Origin of the sequence: Amycolatopsis sp. NPDC051045 (assembly GCF_040682955.1) — a bacterium.
In the GTDB taxonomy this organism is placed as follows: domain Bacteria; phylum Actinomycetota; class Actinomycetes; order Mycobacteriales; family Pseudonocardiaceae; genus Amycolatopsis.
In genome coordinates, this window is sequence record NZ_JBFBCC010000003.1 from 61,791 (window position 1) to 80,063 (window position 18,273).

Annotated in this window: 19 protein-coding genes; 8 read left to right on the forward strand and 11 right to left on the reverse strand. The window is 71.5% G+C overall.

Features of this window, described 5'->3' with window-relative positions:
• Positions 1-87: 87 nt before the first annotated feature.
• From AB0M80_RS07975 to AB0M80_RS08005, 7 genes are all read right to left on the reverse strand, one after another.
• Complete coding sequence (locus AB0M80_RS07975) at positions 88-789, reverse strand: hypothetical protein (protein WP_364560549.1); 702 nt, start codon at positions 787-789, stop codon at positions 88-90.
• A gap of 100 nt (positions 790-889) precedes the next feature.
• The gene (locus AB0M80_RS07980; protein ID WP_364560552.1) at positions 890-2,728 is read right to left on the reverse strand and encodes a dynamin family protein; all 1,839 of its coding nucleotides are present in this window, start codon (positions 2,726-2,728) and stop codon (positions 890-892) included.
• Complete coding sequence (grpE, locus tag AB0M80_RS07985) at positions 2,725-3,120, reverse strand: nucleotide exchange factor GrpE (protein ID WP_364560555.1); 396 nt, start codon at positions 3,118-3,120, stop codon at positions 2,725-2,727. The genes AB0M80_RS07980 and grpE overlap by 4 nt, the downstream gene beginning before the upstream one ends.
• Before the next feature lie 48 nt (positions 3,121-3,168).
• Positions 3,169-3,783: a TetR/AcrR family transcriptional regulator gene (locus AB0M80_RS07990; RefSeq protein ID WP_364560558.1), complete on the reverse strand. Its 615-nt coding sequence runs from the start codon at positions 3,781-3,783 to the stop codon at positions 3,169-3,171.
• Positions 3,780-4,256: a hypothetical protein gene (locus AB0M80_RS07995; RefSeq protein ID WP_364560560.1), complete on the reverse strand. Its 477-nt coding sequence runs from the start codon at positions 4,254-4,256 to the stop codon at positions 3,780-3,782. Before AB0M80_RS07995 ends, AB0M80_RS07990 begins: the two co-directional genes overlap by 4 nt.
• Positions 4,257-4,300: 44 nt before the next feature.
• Positions 4,301-4,948, reverse strand: a complete 648-nt coding sequence (locus AB0M80_RS08000) for a hypothetical protein (protein WP_364560562.1) — start codon at positions 4,946-4,948, stop codon at positions 4,301-4,303.
• Between the two features lie 59 nt (positions 4,949-5,007).
• Positions 5,008-6,528, reverse strand: coding sequence for a dynamin family protein (locus tag AB0M80_RS08005; protein WP_364561984.1), 1,521 nt, complete (start codon positions 6,526-6,528; stop codon positions 5,008-5,010).
• A 204-nt stretch (positions 6,529-6,732) separates the two neighbouring features.
• Between AB0M80_RS08005 and AB0M80_RS08010 the strand changes: the two genes are divergently transcribed.
• Positions 6,733-7,902: a sensor histidine kinase gene (locus AB0M80_RS08010; protein ID WP_364561987.1), complete on the forward strand. Its 1,170-nt coding sequence runs from the start codon at positions 6,733-6,735 to the stop codon at positions 7,900-7,902.
• Entirely contained in the window at positions 7,899-8,552 is a 654-nt protein-coding gene (locus AB0M80_RS08015; RefSeq protein ID WP_364560564.1) for a response regulator transcription factor, read from the forward strand. The genes AB0M80_RS08010 and AB0M80_RS08015 overlap by 4 nt, the downstream gene beginning before the upstream one ends.
• On the opposite strand, the gene AB0M80_RS08020 is transcribed toward AB0M80_RS08015, so the two are convergent.
• Together AB0M80_RS08020 and AB0M80_RS08025 are read right to left on the reverse strand one after the other, a co-directional pair.
• Positions 8,549-9,460, reverse strand: coding sequence for an SDR family NAD(P)-dependent oxidoreductase (locus tag AB0M80_RS08020; protein WP_364560567.1), 912 nt, complete (start codon positions 9,458-9,460; stop codon positions 8,549-8,551). The genes AB0M80_RS08015 and AB0M80_RS08020 overlap by 4 nt on opposite strands.
• Positions 9,457-10,044, reverse strand: coding sequence for a TetR/AcrR family transcriptional regulator (locus AB0M80_RS08025; RefSeq protein ID WP_364560569.1), 588 nt, complete (start codon positions 10,042-10,044; stop codon positions 9,457-9,459). Before AB0M80_RS08025 ends, AB0M80_RS08020 begins: the two co-directional genes overlap by 4 nt.
• A 197-nt stretch (positions 10,045-10,241) precedes the next feature.
• Here AB0M80_RS08025 and AB0M80_RS08030 point away from each other — a divergent pair, with 197 nt between their 5' ends.
• From AB0M80_RS08030 to trmB, 6 genes are all read left to right on the forward strand, one after another.
• Positions 10,242-11,180 (forward strand): ABC transporter ATP-binding protein, encoded by a 939-nt coding sequence (locus AB0M80_RS08030; RefSeq protein ID WP_364560572.1) that lies wholly within the window; start codon positions 10,242-10,244, stop codon positions 11,178-11,180.
• A 15-nt stretch (positions 11,181-11,195) separates the two neighbouring features.
• The gene (locus tag AB0M80_RS08035) at positions 11,196-11,945 is read left to right on the forward strand and encodes an ABC transporter permease (protein WP_364560575.1); all 750 of its coding nucleotides are present in this window, start codon (positions 11,196-11,198) and stop codon (positions 11,943-11,945) included.
• Between the two features lie 100 nt (positions 11,946-12,045).
• Positions 12,046-12,963: an ATP-binding cassette domain-containing protein gene (locus AB0M80_RS08040; protein WP_364560578.1), complete on the forward strand. Its 918-nt coding sequence runs from the start codon at positions 12,046-12,048 to the stop codon at positions 12,961-12,963.
• Positions 12,960-13,721 (forward strand): hypothetical protein, encoded by a 762-nt coding sequence (locus tag AB0M80_RS08045; RefSeq protein ID WP_364560581.1) that lies wholly within the window; start codon positions 12,960-12,962, stop codon positions 13,719-13,721. The genes AB0M80_RS08040 and AB0M80_RS08045 overlap by 4 nt, the downstream gene beginning before the upstream one ends.
• A 176-nt stretch (positions 13,722-13,897) precedes the next feature.
• Complete coding sequence (locus AB0M80_RS08050) at positions 13,898-14,449, forward strand: hypothetical protein (protein ID WP_364561990.1); 552 nt, start codon at positions 13,898-13,900, stop codon at positions 14,447-14,449.
• 9 nt (positions 14,450-14,458) lie between these two features.
• Positions 14,459-15,154 carry a tRNA (guanosine(46)-N7)-methyltransferase TrmB gene (gene trmB, locus AB0M80_RS08055; protein ID WP_364560584.1) on the forward strand — a complete coding sequence of 232 codons (696 nt, stop codon included), beginning with the start codon at positions 14,459-14,461 and terminating at the stop codon, positions 15,152-15,154.
• 99 nt (positions 15,155-15,253) lie between these two features.
• On the opposite strand, the gene AB0M80_RS08060 is transcribed toward trmB, so the two are convergent.
• Both AB0M80_RS08060 and AB0M80_RS08065 read right to left on the reverse strand, forming a co-directional pair.
• Positions 15,254-17,503 carry an ABC transporter permease gene (locus tag AB0M80_RS08060; RefSeq protein ID WP_364560587.1) on the reverse strand — a complete coding sequence of 750 codons (2,250 nt, stop codon included), beginning with the start codon at positions 17,501-17,503 and terminating at the stop codon, positions 15,254-15,256.
• Positions 17,500-18,201, reverse strand: a complete 702-nt coding sequence (locus AB0M80_RS08065) for an ABC transporter ATP-binding protein (protein WP_364560590.1) — start codon at positions 18,199-18,201, stop codon at positions 17,500-17,502. Before AB0M80_RS08065 ends, AB0M80_RS08060 begins: the two co-directional genes overlap by 4 nt.
• Positions 18,202-18,273: the final 72 nt, after the last annotated feature.

Sequence of the window (18,273 nt, forward strand, 5' to 3'; positions counted from 1 at the left end):
ACCGCCGTGACCTGCTTGTTTTCATTGACGACATGAAAAAAGCCCGAGACCGGAGTCTCGGGCTTTCAAACTATGACTTGGGTCACTTCAGTTCGGCGAAATCCACTGTCCCGTGCCGGAGTCGATGCGCGCGACGCCCTCCAGCGTCTGCGTGCCGGCGCCGCCCCACTCGGCGTCTCCCGCGGGGTCGCCCTCGTTGCCGGAGTCCATCAGTCCACTGGAGGCCTCGGTCCACTGGCCGGGGCCGGAGTGCTCGAACGTCGTGGTCGTGCCGTCGGCGTCGGTCTGCACCGCGACGTCCGCTTCGCCGTCGCCGTCCTTGTCGGTGAAGGCGATGGTGCCGCCGCTCTTCGTCTCGACGATGGCGGTGTCGTTGTGCCCGTCGTGGTCGGTGTCGATGGTCGCGACCCCCGCGTCCACCTCGCCGTCCGGCAGGTCGGCGTGGATGTGGCCGCCGGAGCTGTCGTCCCGGCCGCCGGTGTCCGAGTCGTCGTGGCCGCCCCCGTGTGATTCCACCCACGCGCCGCTGGCCTCGTCGTAGACAGCCTGCTCCACGACGTGCCCGGTCTCGTCCAGCACGGCGTACTGGTCGGCCTCGCCGTCGTGGTTCGTGTCGATGAAGGCCTGGGCCGTGCCGTCGTCGTGTTCGATGATCGCGGTGTCGTCGACCCCGTCTTCGTTCACGTCGTAGTTGACCTCGGCCTGGTACTCCTGGCCGTCGACGTGGACGGTCATCGCGTCCGGGCTGCTCGCGTCGGTGTCGCTGCCGCCGCTCTCGTCGACCCACATGGGACTCCCCCTTTGAACCGGGTAACGCGTCTCGACCTGCTGTCTGAGGGTATGACTCACCGTAGGCCCGTTCGGTTCCGCTCCACAACCGGGCGGACGCTCAGGCGGTTTTGTCCCGCAGCGCCCGGATCCGGGTCAGGAAGGCTTCGGCGCGCTCGCGGCCATCGCTGACCTCCTTGAGCCGCTTCGACACGATCGCGATCTTCTTGGCGCGTTCCTGCGCGCCCATCTTGATCGTCTTGTCGACTTCCTTCAGCTCGCCCTCGATCGCGTCGATGCGCCGGCTCAGTGCTTCGTCGAGCGCCATCGACAGCTGCTGCTCGGCCTCGATGAGCTGCTCGGCGACGAGCTGGTCGAGCGTCGAGCGGGCGTCCGCGATGGCCTCGACCAGCCATTGCTTCATGTGCTGCTTGTCGGCCGCGTGCTTGCGCGTGCGGGCCATCCACCAGCCGGCGCCGAGGCCGATGATGATCGTCACGGGCAGCACGACCGGGTTGAGGATCGCGACGCCGGCCAGCGGCAGCGCGGCCACCTTGCCGGCGCCGACGCCGCCGGAGATGCCCATGAAGACGAGCAGCTTGTCCTCGGCCGTCGGCGGCTTCTTGTCCGGCGGGCGCAGCACCACCGGCGGACCGCCCGCCCGGGCGAACTGCGCGCGGATGACGTCGAGCTCCGCCGGGGAGAACAGCTCCGACAGCGACACGTTGGTGACCTGGTTCAGGCGCTGCGAGAGCAGCATCGAGATCCGCTGCGACGTCGTCTGCAGCGCGATGTCGACCTGCTGCGGCAGCGCGGCCAGCTCGTCGCGCTTCGCCGCGTCGATCAGCTGGCGGAAGTGCGTCTGGGCGTCCCGCATCTGACGGCTGCTCTCGTGCCCGACCTCGACGCGGGTGCGCTGCACCTCGCCACGCAGCTTCAGCTGCCAGCCGCGGGTCGACGTCCGGCGTTCGGCTTGCAGCTGGTCACGGCGTTCGCGCAGCTGCTCGGCCTCGGCCTCGCCCGCGGACAGGGCCCGGCTCTCGGCCTGCAGCTTCGCCTTGAGCTCACCCAGCACGCTGGACAGTGCGCGCAGCGTGTTCGCCTCGCCGAGCATCGCCGAACGGCCGACGAGCAGCTCCTGCAGCGCGGTCTGCACCGCCGCGACGCCGGACTTCTCCCGCAGCATCGCGGCCATCTGCTCGTTGGGTGCCTTCGCCGCCGTCTCGAACATCCGCGCCGACACCGGGTGGAACACCGCGCCGGCGAAGCGGGGCGCGTGCTCGCGCAGGAGCTGCCGGTCGGCCTCCATGATTTCGCGCCAGCCGCGGAACATGTCCACTTTGGTCAGCGCGAACACCACGGTCTCGACGCGCTCGCCGACGTCGCGCAGGAACTGCAGCTCGCTGGCGGTGAACGGGGCCGAGGCGTCGACGACGAACAGGAGCGCGGTCGCGCCCGCGGCGGCTTCCTTGGCGAGCTCGCCGTGCATCGAGTCGAGCCCGCCGACACCCGGCGTGTCGACCAGCGAAAGCCGTTCCAGCAGCGGGACCGGCCCGGTGACCTCGACGTACCGCGGCGGGATCTGGCCGGGCGGCAGCTCGTGCGCGGCGGACACCCAGTGGATCAGCTGGCCGAGGTCGATCGGCACCGGCGCGAGCTGGCCGGGGTAGCAGGCCTGCGCGCCCCACGCGTCGGCGTGGTCGAACACGAGGTAGGTCGCGGTGGCGACGTCGGCGTCCACAGGGGACAGTCCCGGCCGCGCGAGCAGCGCGTTGACCAGCGAACTCTTCCCGCGGTTGGTCTCGCCGACGACCACGACGGCCGGCTTCTTCGGCCGGGTCTTCCGGATGTCCTCGACCCAGTTGGCGGCGGCCGGATCGGCGTCGCGGACGAGGGTCAGCAGCTGGTCTCGGGTCGCGGCGACCTGCGCGGGCAGGCTCGGCGCGGTCGGTGCGCTCACGGGTTCTTCTTCGCGTAGACGGTGACGATCGGGGCGCGCAGCAGGTGGTCGTGGTCGGCGAACCCGGTGACCTCGGTTTCCGCGACGATGCCGTCGAGCGCCGGGTCGTCGGTCGGGACCGCGCCGCCCGCCTCGTGGCGGGCCGGGTCGAACCGCTCGCCGTCGGGCCGCAGGGCCTGCACGCCGATTGCGGCAAGGCCCTCCTCGAGGCGCTCGACCACGCCGCCGCTGCGGGCGCGATCCAGGGCGTACAGGCACATCTGGATCAAGGCCTGGCGATCGGCGAGCGCGCGCTCCAGGTCAGTTGCGGCGACTGACTGCTGCAAAGGGTGCACATCGGTGTCCGACGCGACGGAACCACCGCCGGTTCCGTCCTTGCGAAACCACGCCACCTGCACCACCCCGTCCCGGTTCCGCCCGATTCCACCAGTTTGGCGGACTCAGCCGCCGGCCGGGGGCGAAACGGGACGGAGGAACCGGACCAGGATCGTCCGGAGGATCGCCTGTTCGGCGGCCAGATCGAGGTCCGGGTCGATGGCAGCCCGCGAAATCATCGCGTCGAGCAGCCCGGCGACCCAGCCGGCGGCCGCGCGCGGGGCGACGCCGGGATCGATCAGCCCCGCACCGGCCGCGCGTTCGAGCAGGACGGCCAGGCCGTCGCGGAGGGCGCCGTCGTTGCGCCGGATGAGCTCGGCGAACTCGGCGTCGCGCGCGGCCTGCGCCGCGGCCTCCAGCACGAGCCGGCCGACTGCCGGGTGCGCGAGCTCGCCGGCCAGTTCGGCGACGACGTCGAGCAGCGCGGCCCACGGGTCGGCCGCCTCCGCCGCGGCGGCCAGCCGTTCGCCGGTGCGGCGGGCGTCGTCGGTGAAGATCGCCGTGAACACCGCGCGCTTGCTGGGGAAGTAGTGGAAGAGGCTGCCGGAGCTGATGCCCGCGGCCCGGCAAATGTCCGCCGTCGTCGTCCGCTCGAACCCCTTTTCGGCGAAGCAGCCGGCCGCGGCGTCGACGATCGCGGCCCGTTTGGCCTCGTGCTTGGCCGGGTCGACGGTCCTCATCGCTCGACCGGCTCGTCCTGCCAGGGGTAGCCGTGCTCGGCGAAGGCCGACGCCAGCTCGGGGCGGCCGAGGTCGGTTTTCTCCCGCGCGATCTCCCGGCCGTCGGTGGTGCGCAGGACGAGCTCCTTGCCGTCGAGGTAGACGGCTTCGAGGTTCGCCTCGATGCGCCGGGTCTTGTCCCCGCGGACCAGCGTGACCCGGGTCGGCGTCACCGTGACGACCAGGCGCTCGTGGGCCCAGATCGCCGCGAACGCCAAGCCGAGCACCAGCCCGCCGGCGACCGCGGCCAGCGTCGCCCACGGCTGGGGCAGCTTGGTGAGAACCTTGAACACGCCCTGGAACGGGAAGGCGGGCAGGTCGCCGACCCAGGCGGCGATGGCCCAGACGCCCACGCCGAGCGCGCCCCCGATGAGGGGGCAGCCGACCCAGGACCCGGTGCGCAGCCATGACGGCTCGTCGACGGTCGTCTCCATGCGCCTATTATTAGACCGCGTACTCGGTTTATGAAAGCCGGCCCTCAGACCAGCTGGTCGATCACCTCGCGCAGGACCGCTTCCAGGCCCGGGCCGTCCTCGGCGAGCCGGGACGAGACGAGCAGCTGGTCCTCCGCCGTGCGCAGCCAGATCGAACCGGCGACCGAGATCTCGATGACGTTCAGCCGGAACGGGTACGCGCGCCGGCCCTCCCGCACCTCGGCCTCCCGCACCAGCTGCCCGAGCCGCTCGCCGGCCACGATCTGGCGGCGGTAGAAGCCGGGCGCCCACGGAGTGCCGCCCGCCGGCTCGCCCGCGCCGCGCAGGGCCGGGCCTCGGGCGTTGGCGAAGTGACGGGCCGCGGGCGGACCGAAGAAGTCGACCGCCGTACGCATCGCCGAGCCCGGGGCGAGGGCCGGCCTGCCGTACCGGGTGCGGGCGCTGCGCGGATCCGGGTCCTCGCGGCTGCGCAGGAAGGCGAGCAGGTCGACCCACCAGTCGGCCCACTGCTCCTGGACGGCCGCCCGGTCGACCCCGGGCGGAACGTGCACCGGCACCCGCGGCTCCACCGGCGGCAGCACCTGTCCTTCGGAAACGGACAGTGCCAGAGCGTCACGGATGTACAGCGCGACGTCGACCTCGGTCTCGCTGCTCCAGCCGGCTCGCCAGGATGTCGTGTTTTCTAGGCGCACGTTTTCACAGTACGCGGAGAACCGGCGCAGCCAGGAGAAACTTGGCAAGCAGAAACAACTCAACCCGGTGGTTCGCGGACCTGTTGCCAGATCAGGAAGTACGCCCGGTGGACGACGTGCGCGACGCGGCTCTGCGCGGGCGTCGCGCCGAAGGACGCGAACGAGCGCCACCAGCCCGCGCGCTCGAGGGCGTGCGCGGCCAGCTCCGGCCGCGGGGCGCCGGGTTTGCCGAGCTGGGCGCCGATGTCGGCGTTGCTGCCGACCCGCAGCACTTCTTCGGCGAGGTCCTCCGGCATGTCGACCGCGCCGGAGGCGACCAGCGTCAGCGCTTCGAGCAGCCGCAGCTGGTGGGCTTCGGGCTTGGCGAGCAGCACCTCGATGGCGTCGTGGACGCGCTGGCGCTCCGCCGGGTCGGCCGAGGCGTGCGCGAGCGCGGTCACCGAGGCCAGCGCCGCGGCCGCCTTGATGCCGTCCGCGCGAGCGGCGAAGACCACCGCCAGCCGCTGCCGCACCGCCTCGAGGCCGGACGCGTCGAGCAACGCCCGCCGCAACGCGCCCGCCGTGATCTCCGGTTCCTTGCGGATGGCCTCGACGGCGTGCGAGATGCCGAACAGGTCGAGCTTCTCCAGCAGCCGCAGCCGGGTGCCCGCCGGGACGTCGCACTCCCAGCTGGTGAAGATGTCGGCCGAGATCAGCATGGTCTGCAGGACGTCGTCGTCGAGGTCGGCGAGCTGCCGCAGGACCTCGGCGTCGGCCGAGGTGAACCCGCCGGACTCGGCGGATTCGGCGATCAGCCCGATCACCGGCAGCACGTCGGCGACGCGCGGCTTCAACGTCGACGCCTGCTTCTCGGCGAGCAGCGTCGCGGCCTTCCAGACGTCGCCACCGGCGCCCTCGACCGACTCGGGCGCGATGGTGTCGGCCTTGTTGAGGACGGCGATCGCGTTGACCGGCCCCGCTTCGCGGCTCGCCGTGGCCGCGGTGAAGGCGGCGAGGGCCTGCTGGTCGTCGGCGCGGACGCCCTGCGTGACGACGTACAGCACGGCTTCCGCACCGGCGACGGCGTTGCGCGAGGTGTCGTCCAGCTCGTCCGAGCCCTCTTCGTCCGCTCCTTTGCGGTGCTTCGCCGCGCCCAGGAGCTGCTCGGTGCGGGACACCGAAGCGGCGTCGAGCGAGCCGAGACCGGGGGTGTCGATCACCGTCATGCCCTGCAGCACGGCGTTGGTGAGGTAGGCCTCGATGTGCGACACCTGCTCGATGTCGACGCCCAGCTCGGCCGGGATCATGCCGTCGGAGGCGAAGGGGAGCACCTGCTTGCGGCCGTCGGTGAAGACGATCTCGACGCGGTCCACCGTGCCGTACTGGAACCGGGTCACCAGCCGGGTGCACTCGCCGATGTCGGTCGGCGCGACCCGGCGGCCGATCAGCGCGTTGACCAGCGTGGACTTGCCCGACTTGATCCGGCCGGCGACGGCCACCTGCAGGGGCGCGCCGAGCCGGCGCAGCACCTCGGCGAACCCGGCGGCGGTGCGCGCGGAGACCTGCGGCTGCAGGCGGTGACACAGGTTGGCCACCGACATCGACAGCGGACCCGCGAGCCGGCCCTGCTCCGGTGACGTCACGGCCCCCAGCCCTCCCGTCGTACGGACACCCCCCTGAATCGTGCCATGCGCCTCATCCGCAGGTCGCACCGAAGGTGGTACCGGCGACCGACGCGCGGTCTCCGTCGCGCGACCTAGTGTTGTGTGGTGCGACGGCTGAGCCTCTGGATGCGTGCCCACCCCATGGCGGGCGACACGGTGCTCGCCGTCCTGCTCGGCCTGTTCGACCTGCTGCTGTTCGCCGCCGACGGCTTCGACGAAATCGCCGAACTGCCGCCCTGGTACATCGCCGTGCCGGTGAACATCGCCATGGTGGCGCCGCTGGTGTTCCGGCGGAAGTCACCGCTGTGGTCGGCCTACGTCGTGCTGGTGATCAGCGTCGTGCACATGACGCTGCAGCTCGGCATCTCCAGCATCGCCGGCCTGGCGATGAGCATCTACTCGGTCGTCGTCTACGCGGGGCGGCGGCAGGGGCTGGTGTACGTCGGTGCCGTCGTCGCCGGGTCGGCCGTGCAGCTGGCGCTGGACCAGACCGTGAACCAGACGGACGAGCTCCTGATCTCGGCGCTGTTCCTCGCGTTCGGGATCGCCCTGTGCTGGACCCTCGGCGAGTTCGTCGGGGCCCGGCGCGCCTACGACGTGGAAGTGGAGGCCAGGTTGCACCTGCTCGAGACCGAACGGGACCAGGCCACCCGGATCGCGGTGGCCGAAGAGCGCGGCCGGATCGCGCGCGAGCTGCACGACGTCGTCGCCCACGCGGTGAGCGTGATGGTCGTGCAGGCCGACGGCGCGTCCTACGCGATCCAGAGCAACCCCGAACTCGCCCAGCGGGCCCTGCAGACGATCTCCGAGACGGGCCGCGGCGCGCTGGGCGAACTGCGGCGGCTGCTGGACGTGCTCCGCAGCGACGACGCGGACGGCGAGCCCCGCGTGCCGCAGCCGGACGCGCACGCCCTCGCCGAGCTGGCCGACCGGATGCGTACCGCCGGGGTGCCGGTGGAGCTGGAGATCGGCGAGCTCGGCGACCTGCCGGCCGGTGTCTCCCTCGGCGTGTACCGGATCGTCCAGGAGTCGCTGACCAACACGCTCAAGCACGCCGGACGCGGCGCGACCGCGTCGGTGCGGGTGCAGCGCACCGGCGACCTGGTGGAGGTGCTGGTGTCCGACGACGGCGCCGGCCGCGTCCCGCAGCTGGTCCCGGCCGGGCGGCGCGACCCCCGGCTGCCGGGCGGGAACGGCTTGATCGGCATGCGCGAGCGCGCGCACGTGTACGGCGGGACATTGGACGTGGGCCCGGCTCCGGCCGGAGGGTGGCAGGTCCGCGCGGCCCTGCCGGTTAGGTTGGACAAGTGATCCGGGTGGTGGTCGTCGACGACCAGGAACTGATGCGCGTCGGGTTCCGGATGGTGCTGGGTGCGCAGGCCGACATCGACGTCGTCGGCGAGGCCGGCGACGGCGCGCAGGCGATCGAGCTGGCCGAACGACTGCGTCCCGACGTCGTGCTGATGGACGTCCGGATGCCGGTGCTCGACGGCGTCGAGGCGACGAAGCGGATCGTCGCCGACGGCACCGCGCGCGTGCTCGTGATGACGACGTTCGACCTCGACGAGTACGTCTACGCGGCGCTGCAGGGCGGGGCGAGCGGGTTCCTGCTCAAGGACACCCAGCCCGACCACCTGGTGTCGGCGCTGCGGGCGGTCGCCTCGGGCGACGCGGTGGTGTCGCCGTCGGTGACCCGCCGGCTCCTGGACCGCTTCGTCGGCACCGGTGGCGCGCCGCGGGACACCGCCGAGCTGGACGTGCTCACCGACCGCGAGCGCGAAGTCCTCGTGTTGATCGCCAAGGGCATGTCGAACCTGGAGATCGCCGAAGCGCTGTTCCTGTCCGAAGCGACGGTGAAGACGCACGTCGGGCGGATCCTGGCGAAGCTGGGCCTGCGAGACCGGGTGCAGGCGGTGGTGCTCGCCTACGAAACCGGTCTCACCCGCCCCGGCATCTCCTAGCGGAAGCCGTCCGGCGGGGTGGCCGCCGGGTCCTTGCCCGCGTGGCGGACCTCGGTGAGCCAGCGGCCGAAGTCCGGACGGTCGCCGTCGACGTCGGTGAAGCCGTACTCCTTCATCAGCGTCCACGACGCCAGCGTCCGGCCGGCGAACCGGCCGACGTCCGGGTCCTGCGCCAGTGCCGCGACGCCGCGGGCCAGCAGGTACGGCGTCTCGGAGATCTTGAAGTCGACCGGCGCGAGCTTGCCGACCGCGTCACGCCAGTTCTCCTCGGTGACCTCGAAGTGGTCGAGCATCGCCTCCGAACGCAGAAAGCCCGGCGTGACGGCCAGCCCGACGCAGCCGTTCTTCTTCAGCTCCACGCCCAGCGCCCGGCCGAGCGCGCGGATGCCGCACTTGGCCAGGTAGTAGGGGAGACCCGCGCCGACGTAGTCGTCGTTGTCGCCGTCGGTCACCTCCAGGACCAGGCCGCGGCGGGCGACCACGAGCGGCAGGAGCCGGTGCAGCGCGATGAGGTGCGTGTCGAGCGCGTTGTGCGTCAGGTTCAGCGCGTCCTCCAGCGGCGTCTCCCAGAAGGGCGCGTCGAAGAGGGCGTACATGTCACCGCCCCAGACGTCGTCGACCAGGAGGTCGATACCGTCCACTTCGGACTCGATGCGCGCTTTCAGTGCGTCCACATCGGACACCGAGGTGAAGTCGCAGCGAACCACCACGGCCTTGCCGCCCGCCGCCTCGACCAGCTCGCCCGTCTCTTCGATCGTTTCCGGGCGCTTCATCGGCGACACCGTTTCGCGCGTGGTGCGGCCGGTGACGTACACCGTCGCGCCTGCGCGGCCCAGCTCCACCGCGATCGCCCGCCCGCAGCCCCGGGTCGCCCCGGTGACCACGGCGACCTTGCCCGCCAGACTCATGCGTCCTCCCGTCCCCGCCACGCGGCCAGCACCGCGTCGACGTCCTCCGCCAGCCGGTCGGCCAGCCGCCCGTGCGGCCGGATCGACCAGTCGATCGACACCCCGTTGATGACGCCGAGCACCGCACGCGCCGCCCGCGGCACGTTCGGGGCGTGCGGCAGCGAACCCGCCGCCGCGCGCACGAGCCGCCGCAGTTCTTCCTCGACCGCCGTGAAGTGCTCACCCAGCAGCGACCGCAGCACCGGGTCGCCGATGTCCACGCCGAGCTGCCCGAGGTGGTTCGCCGCCTCTTCGGCGTCGCCGAGCACCGCGTAGACCGACACCGCCGCGGCGCGCAGGCCGTCGACCGGGTCGTCCGCCCGCTCGGCGCACGCCCGCATCTGCTCGACCGCCCGCCGCGTGGCCCGCCGGCTCATCGCCTGCAGCAGACCGCTCTTCGAGCCGAACCGCTGCGCCACCGTGCCGACCGAAACGCCGGCTTGCGAAGCCACCTGCGCCAGCGTGAAACCGGGGCCGCAGCGGCCGATCACGGTCTCCGCCGCACCCAGCAGCCGCTCGTCGGTGATGCTCCTCGGCCGGGCCACGGAGTTATTGAACCACAGTTCATTAATTGGTGCGAATCAGGGTCGCGTCAGGGTCATCACCCATCGCGCATCGGCCGAAGAGCCAGCAAGGTACTACTCAGGTAGGGGGACCGGTTCGGTCTACAGGGTGACGCGCGAACCATCCCCGACCCGCGACGATGTACGCGTCGTAAGCGAGGGGCGGAAGAGGAGCAGTCATGATCGAGGCAACCAGCCTCACCAAGCGGTACGGGAAGACACTGGCGGTGAACAACCTGTCGTTCTCCGTGGCCGCGGGTCAGGTCACCGGCTTCCTCGGCCCGAACGGGGCGGGCAAGTCCACCACCATGCGCATGATCCTGGGCCTGGACAACCCGACGGGCGGCCAGGTCACCATCGGGGGCAAGAAGTACCACGAACTCAAGGAACCGCTGCGCACCGTCGGCGCGCTGCTCGACGCGAAGTGGGTGCACCCCAACCGCTCGGCGCGCGCCCACCTGCAGTGGATGGCGAAGTCCAACCGCATCTCCACCGCCCGCGTCGACGAGGTGCTCGAGACGGTCGGCCTGACCAGCGTCGCGAACAAGCGCGCCGGCGGGTTCTCGCTCGGCATGTCGCAGCGGCTCGGGATCGCCGCCGCCCTGCTCGGCGACCCCGAGGTGCTGCTGTTCGACGAGCCGGTGAACGGCCTCGACCCCGAGGGCATCCTCTGGATCCGGAAGTTCATGCACCGGCTGGCCGAAGAGGGCCGCACGGTGTTCGTGTCGAGCCACCTGCTTTCGGAAATGGCGCTGACCGCGACCAACCTCGTGGTGATCGGCCGCGGGCAGCTGATCTCGCAGTCGTCGACCCAGGACTTCGTTTCCCGCGCGGCGGAGAACACGGTCAAGGTGCGGTCGCCGCAGCTGGCCGAGCTCCGCGACGCCCTGCAGCGCGCCAGCGCCGGCGTCACCGAGGACGGCAACGCGCTCGTGGTGTCCGGAATGGACAGCGACAAGATCGGCGAGCTCGCCGCGGCCAACGGAATCGTGCTGCACGAACTGAGCCCGCAGACCGGCTCGCTCGAGCAGGCCTTCATGCAGATCACCGGCGACTCCGTCGAGTACCACACCGGTCTCGACGCCGAGGCGCAGCACGTGCTCGAGTCCGCCAAGTAACGGGGAAACAAGATCATGAACCTGCTCGCGGTAGAACGCATCAAGCTGTTCTCCACCCGCTCGCCGTGGTGGTGCGCGCTCATCACCCTGGCCCTGACCATCGGCTTCGCCGCCATCATCGCCGGCGCGACGCCGTCCGACGCCCAGCTCACGCTGTCGGCCACCCAGTTCGGCGGCTCCCAGTTCGGCATCGCCGTCGTCATGGTGCTCGCCGCGCTCGCGGTGACCACCGAATACCGCTTCAACACCATCCGCACCACGTTCCAGGCCGTGCCGCACCGCTCGCCGGCGCTGATCGCCAAGGCGGTCGTCGTCGCGCTCGTGGCGCTGGTGATCGGCGAGATCGCCGCATTCGGGGCCCTCGGCCTCGGCATGCTGATGCGGCCGAACGACAACCTGGGCCTGCACACCGCGCAGGACTGGATGAACGTCGCCGGGCTCGGGCCGGTCTTCGCGATCAGCGCCGTGCTGGCGGTGGCGCTCGGGGTCCTCATCCGGCACAGCGCCGGCGCCATCGCCCTGCTGCTCATCTACTACTTGGCCGTGGAAGAGCTGGTGCAGATCATCCCGAAGGTCGGGCACCACATCCACGAGTGGCTGCCGTTCAACGTCGCGAACAAGTTCCTCCGCGGCTCGGCGATGGTGGACGGCCCGGCGCCGTCGGACTCGCCGCTGAGCCCGGGCTGGGCGCTGGCGTACTTCGCCGGCATCGCGATCGTGTTCCTGCTCGTCGCGCTCGGGGTCGCGAAGAAGCGGGACGCCTGAGGGGATAAAGGGGAGAAACACCGAATCCGGGTCGCGCTGTCGGGGGGCGACCCGGATTCGGTGTTTCGCAGTAGGCTCCTCCCGACGGACGGGGGAGCGCGTGATCGAAGCCAACGCACTGACCAAGCGGTACGGCGCCACGACCGCGGTCAGCGAACTGACCTTCACCGCGCGGTCGGGGCGCGTCACCGGGTTCCTCGGCCCGAACGGCGCCGGCAAGTCCACGACGATGCGGCTGATCCTCGGCCTCGACCGCCCCGACGCGGGCACGGTGCTCGTCGACGGCGTCCCGTACCGGCAGTTGAAAGATCCACTGAGGACGGTCGGCGCGATGCTGGACGCCACCTGGCGCCACCCCGGCCGCAGCGGGCGCGACCACCTGCGCTGGCTGGCCGCGACCAACGGCATCCCGGACAAGCGCGTCGAAGAGGTGCTGGCGCTGGTCGGGCTGACGAGCGTCGGCAACACGCGCGTCCTGCAGTACTCGCTCGGCATGCAGCAGCGGCTCGGGATCGCCGCCGCGATGCTCGGCGACCCGCGCGTGCTGCTCTTCGACGAGCCGGTGAACGGCCTCGACCCCGAGGGCATGGCCTGGATCCGGCAGCTGCTGCACTCGCTGGCCGCGGAGGGCAGGACCGTGTTCGTGTCCAGCCACCTGCTGCCCGAGATGGCGCAGACCGCGCAGGACCTGGTCGTGATCGGCCGCGGCCGGCTGATCTACCAGGGCACCATGGCCGACTTCGTGGCGCGCACGAGCGAACACGGCGTGCGCGTGCGCACCCCGCACACCGACCAGCTGCGCACCGCGCTGGCCGGGCAGGCCGAGTTCACCGAGGCGGACGGTGTGTTCGTGGTGTCCGGATTGGACAGTGACCGGATCGGGCAGCTCGCCTTCGACGCCGGCGCGACGCTGCACGAGCTGAGCCCGATCACCGGTTCGCTCGAGCAGGCCTACCTCGACCTCACCCGCGACGCCGTCGAGTTCCCCGCGGCGCCTTCCCCGGAGGCCGCCCAGTGACCACGCCGACGAACCTCCTCCGCGCCGAGCGCATCAAGCTCTTCAGCACCCGCGCGCTGTGGTGGTGCCTCGCCATCGCGCTCGTCGCGCCGCTCGCCTTCACCGCGCTGTTCTTCGCGCTGGCCGGGCCGGAGATCCCGCCGACGGTGGGCAACACCCAGCTCGCCAGCGGCAACGGCCGGACCGTGCTGCTCGTCCTCGCGGTGCTCGCGACCGCGTCGGAGTTCAACTGGGGCACCATGCGGCTGACGTTCCAGGCGGTGCCGAGCCGGGTGCCCGCGCTGCTGGCCAAGGTGGTGGTCGTCGGCGCGGTCGGCACCGTGCTCGGGCTGGTCGTCGGGTTCGGTTCCTGGGGGCTGGCGGCGCTGGTGCAGCCGGACGCCGACCTCGCACTGCAGTCGGCCGCGGACTGGCGCTCGGTGCTCGGCCAGAGCCTGGTCTTCCTGTTCACCGCGGTCGCCGGGGTCGGCGTCGCGCTCCTGCTGCGCAGCGTCGCCTTCGCGCTGACGGTGGTGCTCGTCTGGACGCAGGTGCTCGAAGGCGTCCTCGTCTTCATCCCGGGCGTCGGCCGGCACATCTACCAGTGGATGCCGTTCCACGCCGCCGACGAGTTCGTCGGGGCCGCCGGTTTCGCCACCGGGCCGCTGCAGCTGCCGTCCGCGCCGCTCGGCCCGTGGGGCTACCTCGGTTACTTCGCGGCGATCACCGTTGCCCTGTTCGTGGCCGGCGTACTCGTCACGGCACGACGTGACGCCTGAGCGTGACCGGCGTCTCATTACCCCAGAAAACCTTGTTAACAAAAGGTGAAACAGCTGTGGCTTCCCTCACAGGCACCGGACATACTGCTATGACCAGGCAAGATTCACAAGGGAACGAACCGGACCCGTCTGAGCTCCCCTGGAGGTGATCCTTGACGGTGGACACCGGTCAAGAATTGGGCAGCACGATTCCCCGAGCCCGCGTCGAAGACGACGCTCCCCGGCTCGAACCCATGTTGGACCTCGAATGGTCGCGGGCGATCGAACTCCCGCAGGCCGCCATGACGGCGTCGACGCCCGCCGAACTCCGCCGGGCGTGGGTGCACCGCGCGCCCGAAGACAGTGTCCTGGCCCTGTTCCGCGCCTCGGCCGGGATGGCGGGACCGATCCCCGCGCCGTGGTGGCTGCGTGCGATGGCGGACGGCAAGCTCGATTCGCGGGACCAGGGTTTCCGCGTCGAGGACCGGATCGCGCAACTGCTCGGCAGGCGCCCCGGGTGGGAATTCGTCCCGTGGGCCGCGGACGGCGAATCCGGCTACTGGGAGTTCATGCCGTCCGAACGCGGGAAATCGGGGCACGCGATTCCCACGACGGTGATGAACACCGACCGGCACCCGGGCTGGATCGACGTCCTGCCCGCGCACACCGGGCGGACCCCGGACCCGATCCCGGTCGCCGGTTTGGCCGGTCTCCGTTCCCGCCTCGGGGTGTTCGAAGGCGTTCGTTAACCTCGCTGGGTGGAAAACGAGGACCAGCCCCGGCTGCGCAGCGTCGTCAGCTACGTGAAGCGCGGTGGCCGGATGACCGTCGGGCAGCAACGCGCGTGGGACGAACTGTGGCCGAAGCTCGGCCGCACGGTCGGTGAACTGCCCGCCGGTCCGCTGGACTTCGCCGCGTGGTTCGGCCGCGAAGCGCCGGTGATGCTGGAGATCGGCTCCGGCATGGGCGAGACGACGTCGCAGCTGGCCGCGGCGGCGCCGGAGCTGAACTACGTCGCGGCCGAGGTCTACGACCCGGGCCTCGGCCAGCTGATGCTGCGCGCCGAAAAGCTCGGCGTCGAGAACCTGCGGCTGCTCCACGGCGACGCCGTCGTGCTGCTGACCGAGCACGTCGAGCCGGACTCGCTGCACGGCGTGCGGCTGTTCTTCCCGGACCCGTGGCCGAAGAAGAAGCACCACAAGCGGCGGATCGTGTCGCCGTCGTTCGCCGCGCTCGTGGCCTCGCGGCTCGCGCCCGGCGGTACTTTTCACATGGCGACCGACTGGGAGAACTACGCCGAGCAGATGCTGGAGGTCTGCTCCGCCGAACCCGCGCTGCGGAACCGGTACGACGGCTGGGCGCCGCGGCCGGAGTGGCGGCCGGTGACGAAGTTCGAGCAGCGCGCGGACGTCGAAGGCCGCGTCTCGCACGACCTGATCTTCGAACGGCGCTGAAGCGCTGAAGGGGACCCTCCCCGGATCCCCGGCGGAGAAGGTCCCCTTCAGCTCACTACCCCCGGTATCCGCCCCTCCCCCGACAGAGGGGCGAACGCCTCATTCTTCGGCCAGCGGCTCCGCCTGGACCCGCTTGAGAGCCGGTGCGCAGACCGACGCGCCGAGCAGGGCCACCCCGACCCCGAGCACGACCGGCGCCAGCAGCCACGGGCTGAGCACGATGCCCCGCGCGTCGACCATGCTGTACAGCCCAACACCGACGAGTACCCCGACGATTCCCGCGCCGATGGTGGCGACCAGTGCCGGCAGCGCGGCTTCCATCCGCAACGCCCTCGCCAGCACCCGCACCGGCGTGCCCGCGGCCATCAGCGCCCCGAAGGTGCGGCGGCGGTCCATCACCGAGCCCGCGGTGGCGACCGCGGCACTGCAGCCGGCCAGGATCCCCGCGGCGATCAGCCCGATCACCGTGACCCGGCGCAGGTCGCCGAGCTCGGTCTGCTGGTTGAACAGGTACTGGTCGCGGCTGCCGATCTCCGCGCCGGCCGCCGGCCCGGCCAGCGCCGTCCGGACGGTCTCGCGGTTCGCGTCGGTGGTCGGCGCGACCACGGTGACGTCCTTCGGCGTGAAGCCGTCCGGCAACGCCGCCGGGTCGATGACGAACGAGCCGGACAGGTCGGCATCCGGGTACTTGACGTTCTCCACCCGCGTCCCCGACCGCGCGGCCACCGCCGGACCTTCCCAGTTGTCGGCGATCTTGTACTGCGCCAGGTCGAGCGCCGAGTCCCCGAAGACGGCCGGGCCGCCCGTGCAGTTCTCCGGCGTGAGGCCGAAGCGGGTCAGCTTCACGGCGTCGGCGCAGGTCATCACCAGCGCGCGGTGGCCGTACCGGTTGGGAGCCTGGCCCCGCACCAGGTAGATCTCGCCGACGGCGACCGCCTTTTCGGACTGCCCGTACTTCTGGAGTGAAGCGTTGGCCTGGTCGACGATCTTGTCCGCGTGCTTGGCGTCGGTGTCGACGTAGAGCACGGAGTCGGAGAAGGACCGCCCGCCGCCGGCCATCGATTCGAACGTCGGCAGCAGCGTCAGCGCCATCGACCCGGCGAACACCGCCAGCACGATCCCGGCGGACGCGCGGTAGGCACCCTTCGGGTCGTCACGCAGGCGGCGGCCGGCCAGCAGCGCGGACGGGCGGCGCCAGATCCGGACGAACGTGCCGCCGACCGCGGACGTCACCCACGGCCCCACGATCGCGGCCGAGCCGACCAGCAGGAACAGGCCCACCATGACCAGGCCGATGCCGCCGGACTCCTTGACCGTCGTCACCGCGACGAGGAAGAAGGCCCCGGCCGTGGGCAGCGCCAGCAGGCGCCACCAGTGCAGCGGCTTCTTCGAGTGGCCGCCGGTGGCGAACAGCGGGTTCTTGAGCACGCGGCGCAGGCCGAGGACCCCGGCCAGCACCACGAGCACCGGGATGGCCACGACGATAAACACCGTCAGGCCGACCGGCAGCGCGAAGTCGGACGCGAGCCAGGTGCCACCGGCCCACGGCACGAACGACGCGAGGCCGTGCAGCGCCGGGCTGATCAGCAGCCCGAGCAGCGCGCCGATCCCGGCCGACAACGTCGTCTCGGCGGCCACCATGTTCGTGACCTGCCCCGGCGTCGCGCCGGCCAGCCGGATCGCGGCGAGCCGCCGCTCCCGCCGGGCCGCGGTCAGCCGCGCCGACGACGCGACCAGCACCAGGCTCGGCACCAGCAGCACGATGATCCCGACCCAGGACAGCAGCATGAGCAGGGCGTCGGGGCTCGCCTTCCCGCCGGGGAAGCCCGCCACCTGGGAGGCGTTCTCCGGCATCGCGTCCGGCGTGTGCCCGGTCAGCGCGACGAGCTGCTCGGGGAACCGGAGGCCGTCTTCGCCCAGTGCGCCGACGGGCTTGCCGAAGCGGTCGCCGAGCTGCGCGGCCGGGTTCGCCTGCAGGAGCCGGCCGAGCGCGGGCGACACGACGGTCTCGCCCGGTCCGGGGAGCTGCGGCACGCCCGGCGGCAGCTGGATCTCGGCCGCGGTCGCGCCCGGCACCAGCGCGACGTCGACGCGGATGAGCTGCTTGCCGTCGAAGTAGTCCTTCGACGCGTTGAAGATCATCTTTGCCGGGCCGTCGGAGCTGCGGCTGTAGAAGTTGTCGCCCTGCCAAAGGGCGCGCTGCTCGCGGTTCTGGGTGGCGAACGGCAGGGTCGCCAGCAGCAGCACCAGCCCGGTCGCGACGGCCACCCCGATCGCGGTGAGGATCGCCGACGTCCGGGTCCGCCGATCCACCCTCAGCACCCGCAGGGCGATCTGGAGCGAGTTCACGCCGCCAGCCTCGTCGCGATCAGGCCGTCGCGGATGGCGACGGTCTTCGGCATCGATTCGGCCAGCTCACGGTCGTGCGTGACCACGATGACCGCGGCGCCCGTTTCGTGGGCGGCGCCGAGCAGGGCGTCCATCGTGTCGCGGCCGGTGCGGGTGTCGAGCGCGCCGGTCGGCTCGTCGGCGAAGATCACCTTCGGCCGGTGGGTCAGCGCCCGGGCGATCGCGACGCGCTGAGCCTCACCACCGGACAGCTCACCGGGGCGGCGGCGTTCCTTGCCCGCCAGGCCGAGGCGCGCGAGCCAGACGCGGCCGGCCTCGATGGCCTCCTTGCGGCCGAGCCCGGCCAGCAGCGACGGCAACGCGACGTTCTCTTCGGCCGACAGCTCCGCGACCAGCATCCCGGACTGGAAGACGAACCCGAACTCGGTGCGGCGCAGCTCGCTGCGCTTCTTCTCGCCGAGGTGGTCGACCCGCTGCCCGGCCAGGAAGATCTGCCCGTCGTCGGCCCGGAGGATGCCGGCCAGGACGTGCAGCAGCGACGTCTTGCCCGAGCCGGACGGCCCGACGATGGCGACGGCGTCCCGCGGCTGGATGTCGATGTCGATGCCGGCCAAGGCGTGCTGCGTGCCGTAGCGCTTCACCAGCCCGCGGCCGGACAGCACCGGGCCGTTCGTCGCATGTGGAGTGTTCGGGTCCACGAGGTTCTCCCTGTCGGTTCGGATCTTGATGCCGATGAGCTTCGCCGAGATCAGGGGGAGTCCACTTCGGGC

Excerpts from the sequence above, each read along its gene's own strand:
- AB0M80_RS07975 (WP_364560549.1), bottom strand. The coding sequence starts at position 789 with ATGTGGGTCGACGAGAGCGGCGGCAGCGACACCGACGCGAGCAGCCCG.
- AB0M80_RS07990 (WP_364560558.1), bottom strand. The coding sequence starts at position 3,783 with ATGAGGACCGTCGACCCGGCCAAGCACGAGGCCAAACGGGCCGCGATC.
- AB0M80_RS07995 (WP_364560560.1), bottom strand. The coding sequence starts at position 4,256 with ATGGAGACGACCGTCGACGAGCCGTCATGGCTGCGCACCGGGTCCTGG.
- AB0M80_RS08005 (WP_364561984.1), bottom strand. The coding sequence starts at position 6,528 with ATGTCGGTGGCCAACCTGTGTCACCGCCTGCAGCCGCAGGTCTCCGCG.
- AB0M80_RS08010 (WP_364561987.1), top strand. The coding sequence starts at position 6,733 with ATGGCGGGCGACACGGTGCTCGCCGTCCTGCTCGGCCTGTTCGACCTG.
- AB0M80_RS08020 (WP_364560567.1), bottom strand. The coding sequence starts at position 9,460 with ATGAGTCTGGCGGGCAAGGTCGCCGTGGTCACCGGGGCGACCCGGGGC.
- AB0M80_RS08030 (WP_364560572.1), top strand. The coding sequence starts at position 10,242 with ATGATCGAGGCAACCAGCCTCACCAAGCGGTACGGGAAGACACTGGCG.
- AB0M80_RS08035 (WP_364560575.1), top strand. The coding sequence starts at position 11,196 with ATGAACCTGCTCGCGGTAGAACGCATCAAGCTGTTCTCCACCCGCTCG.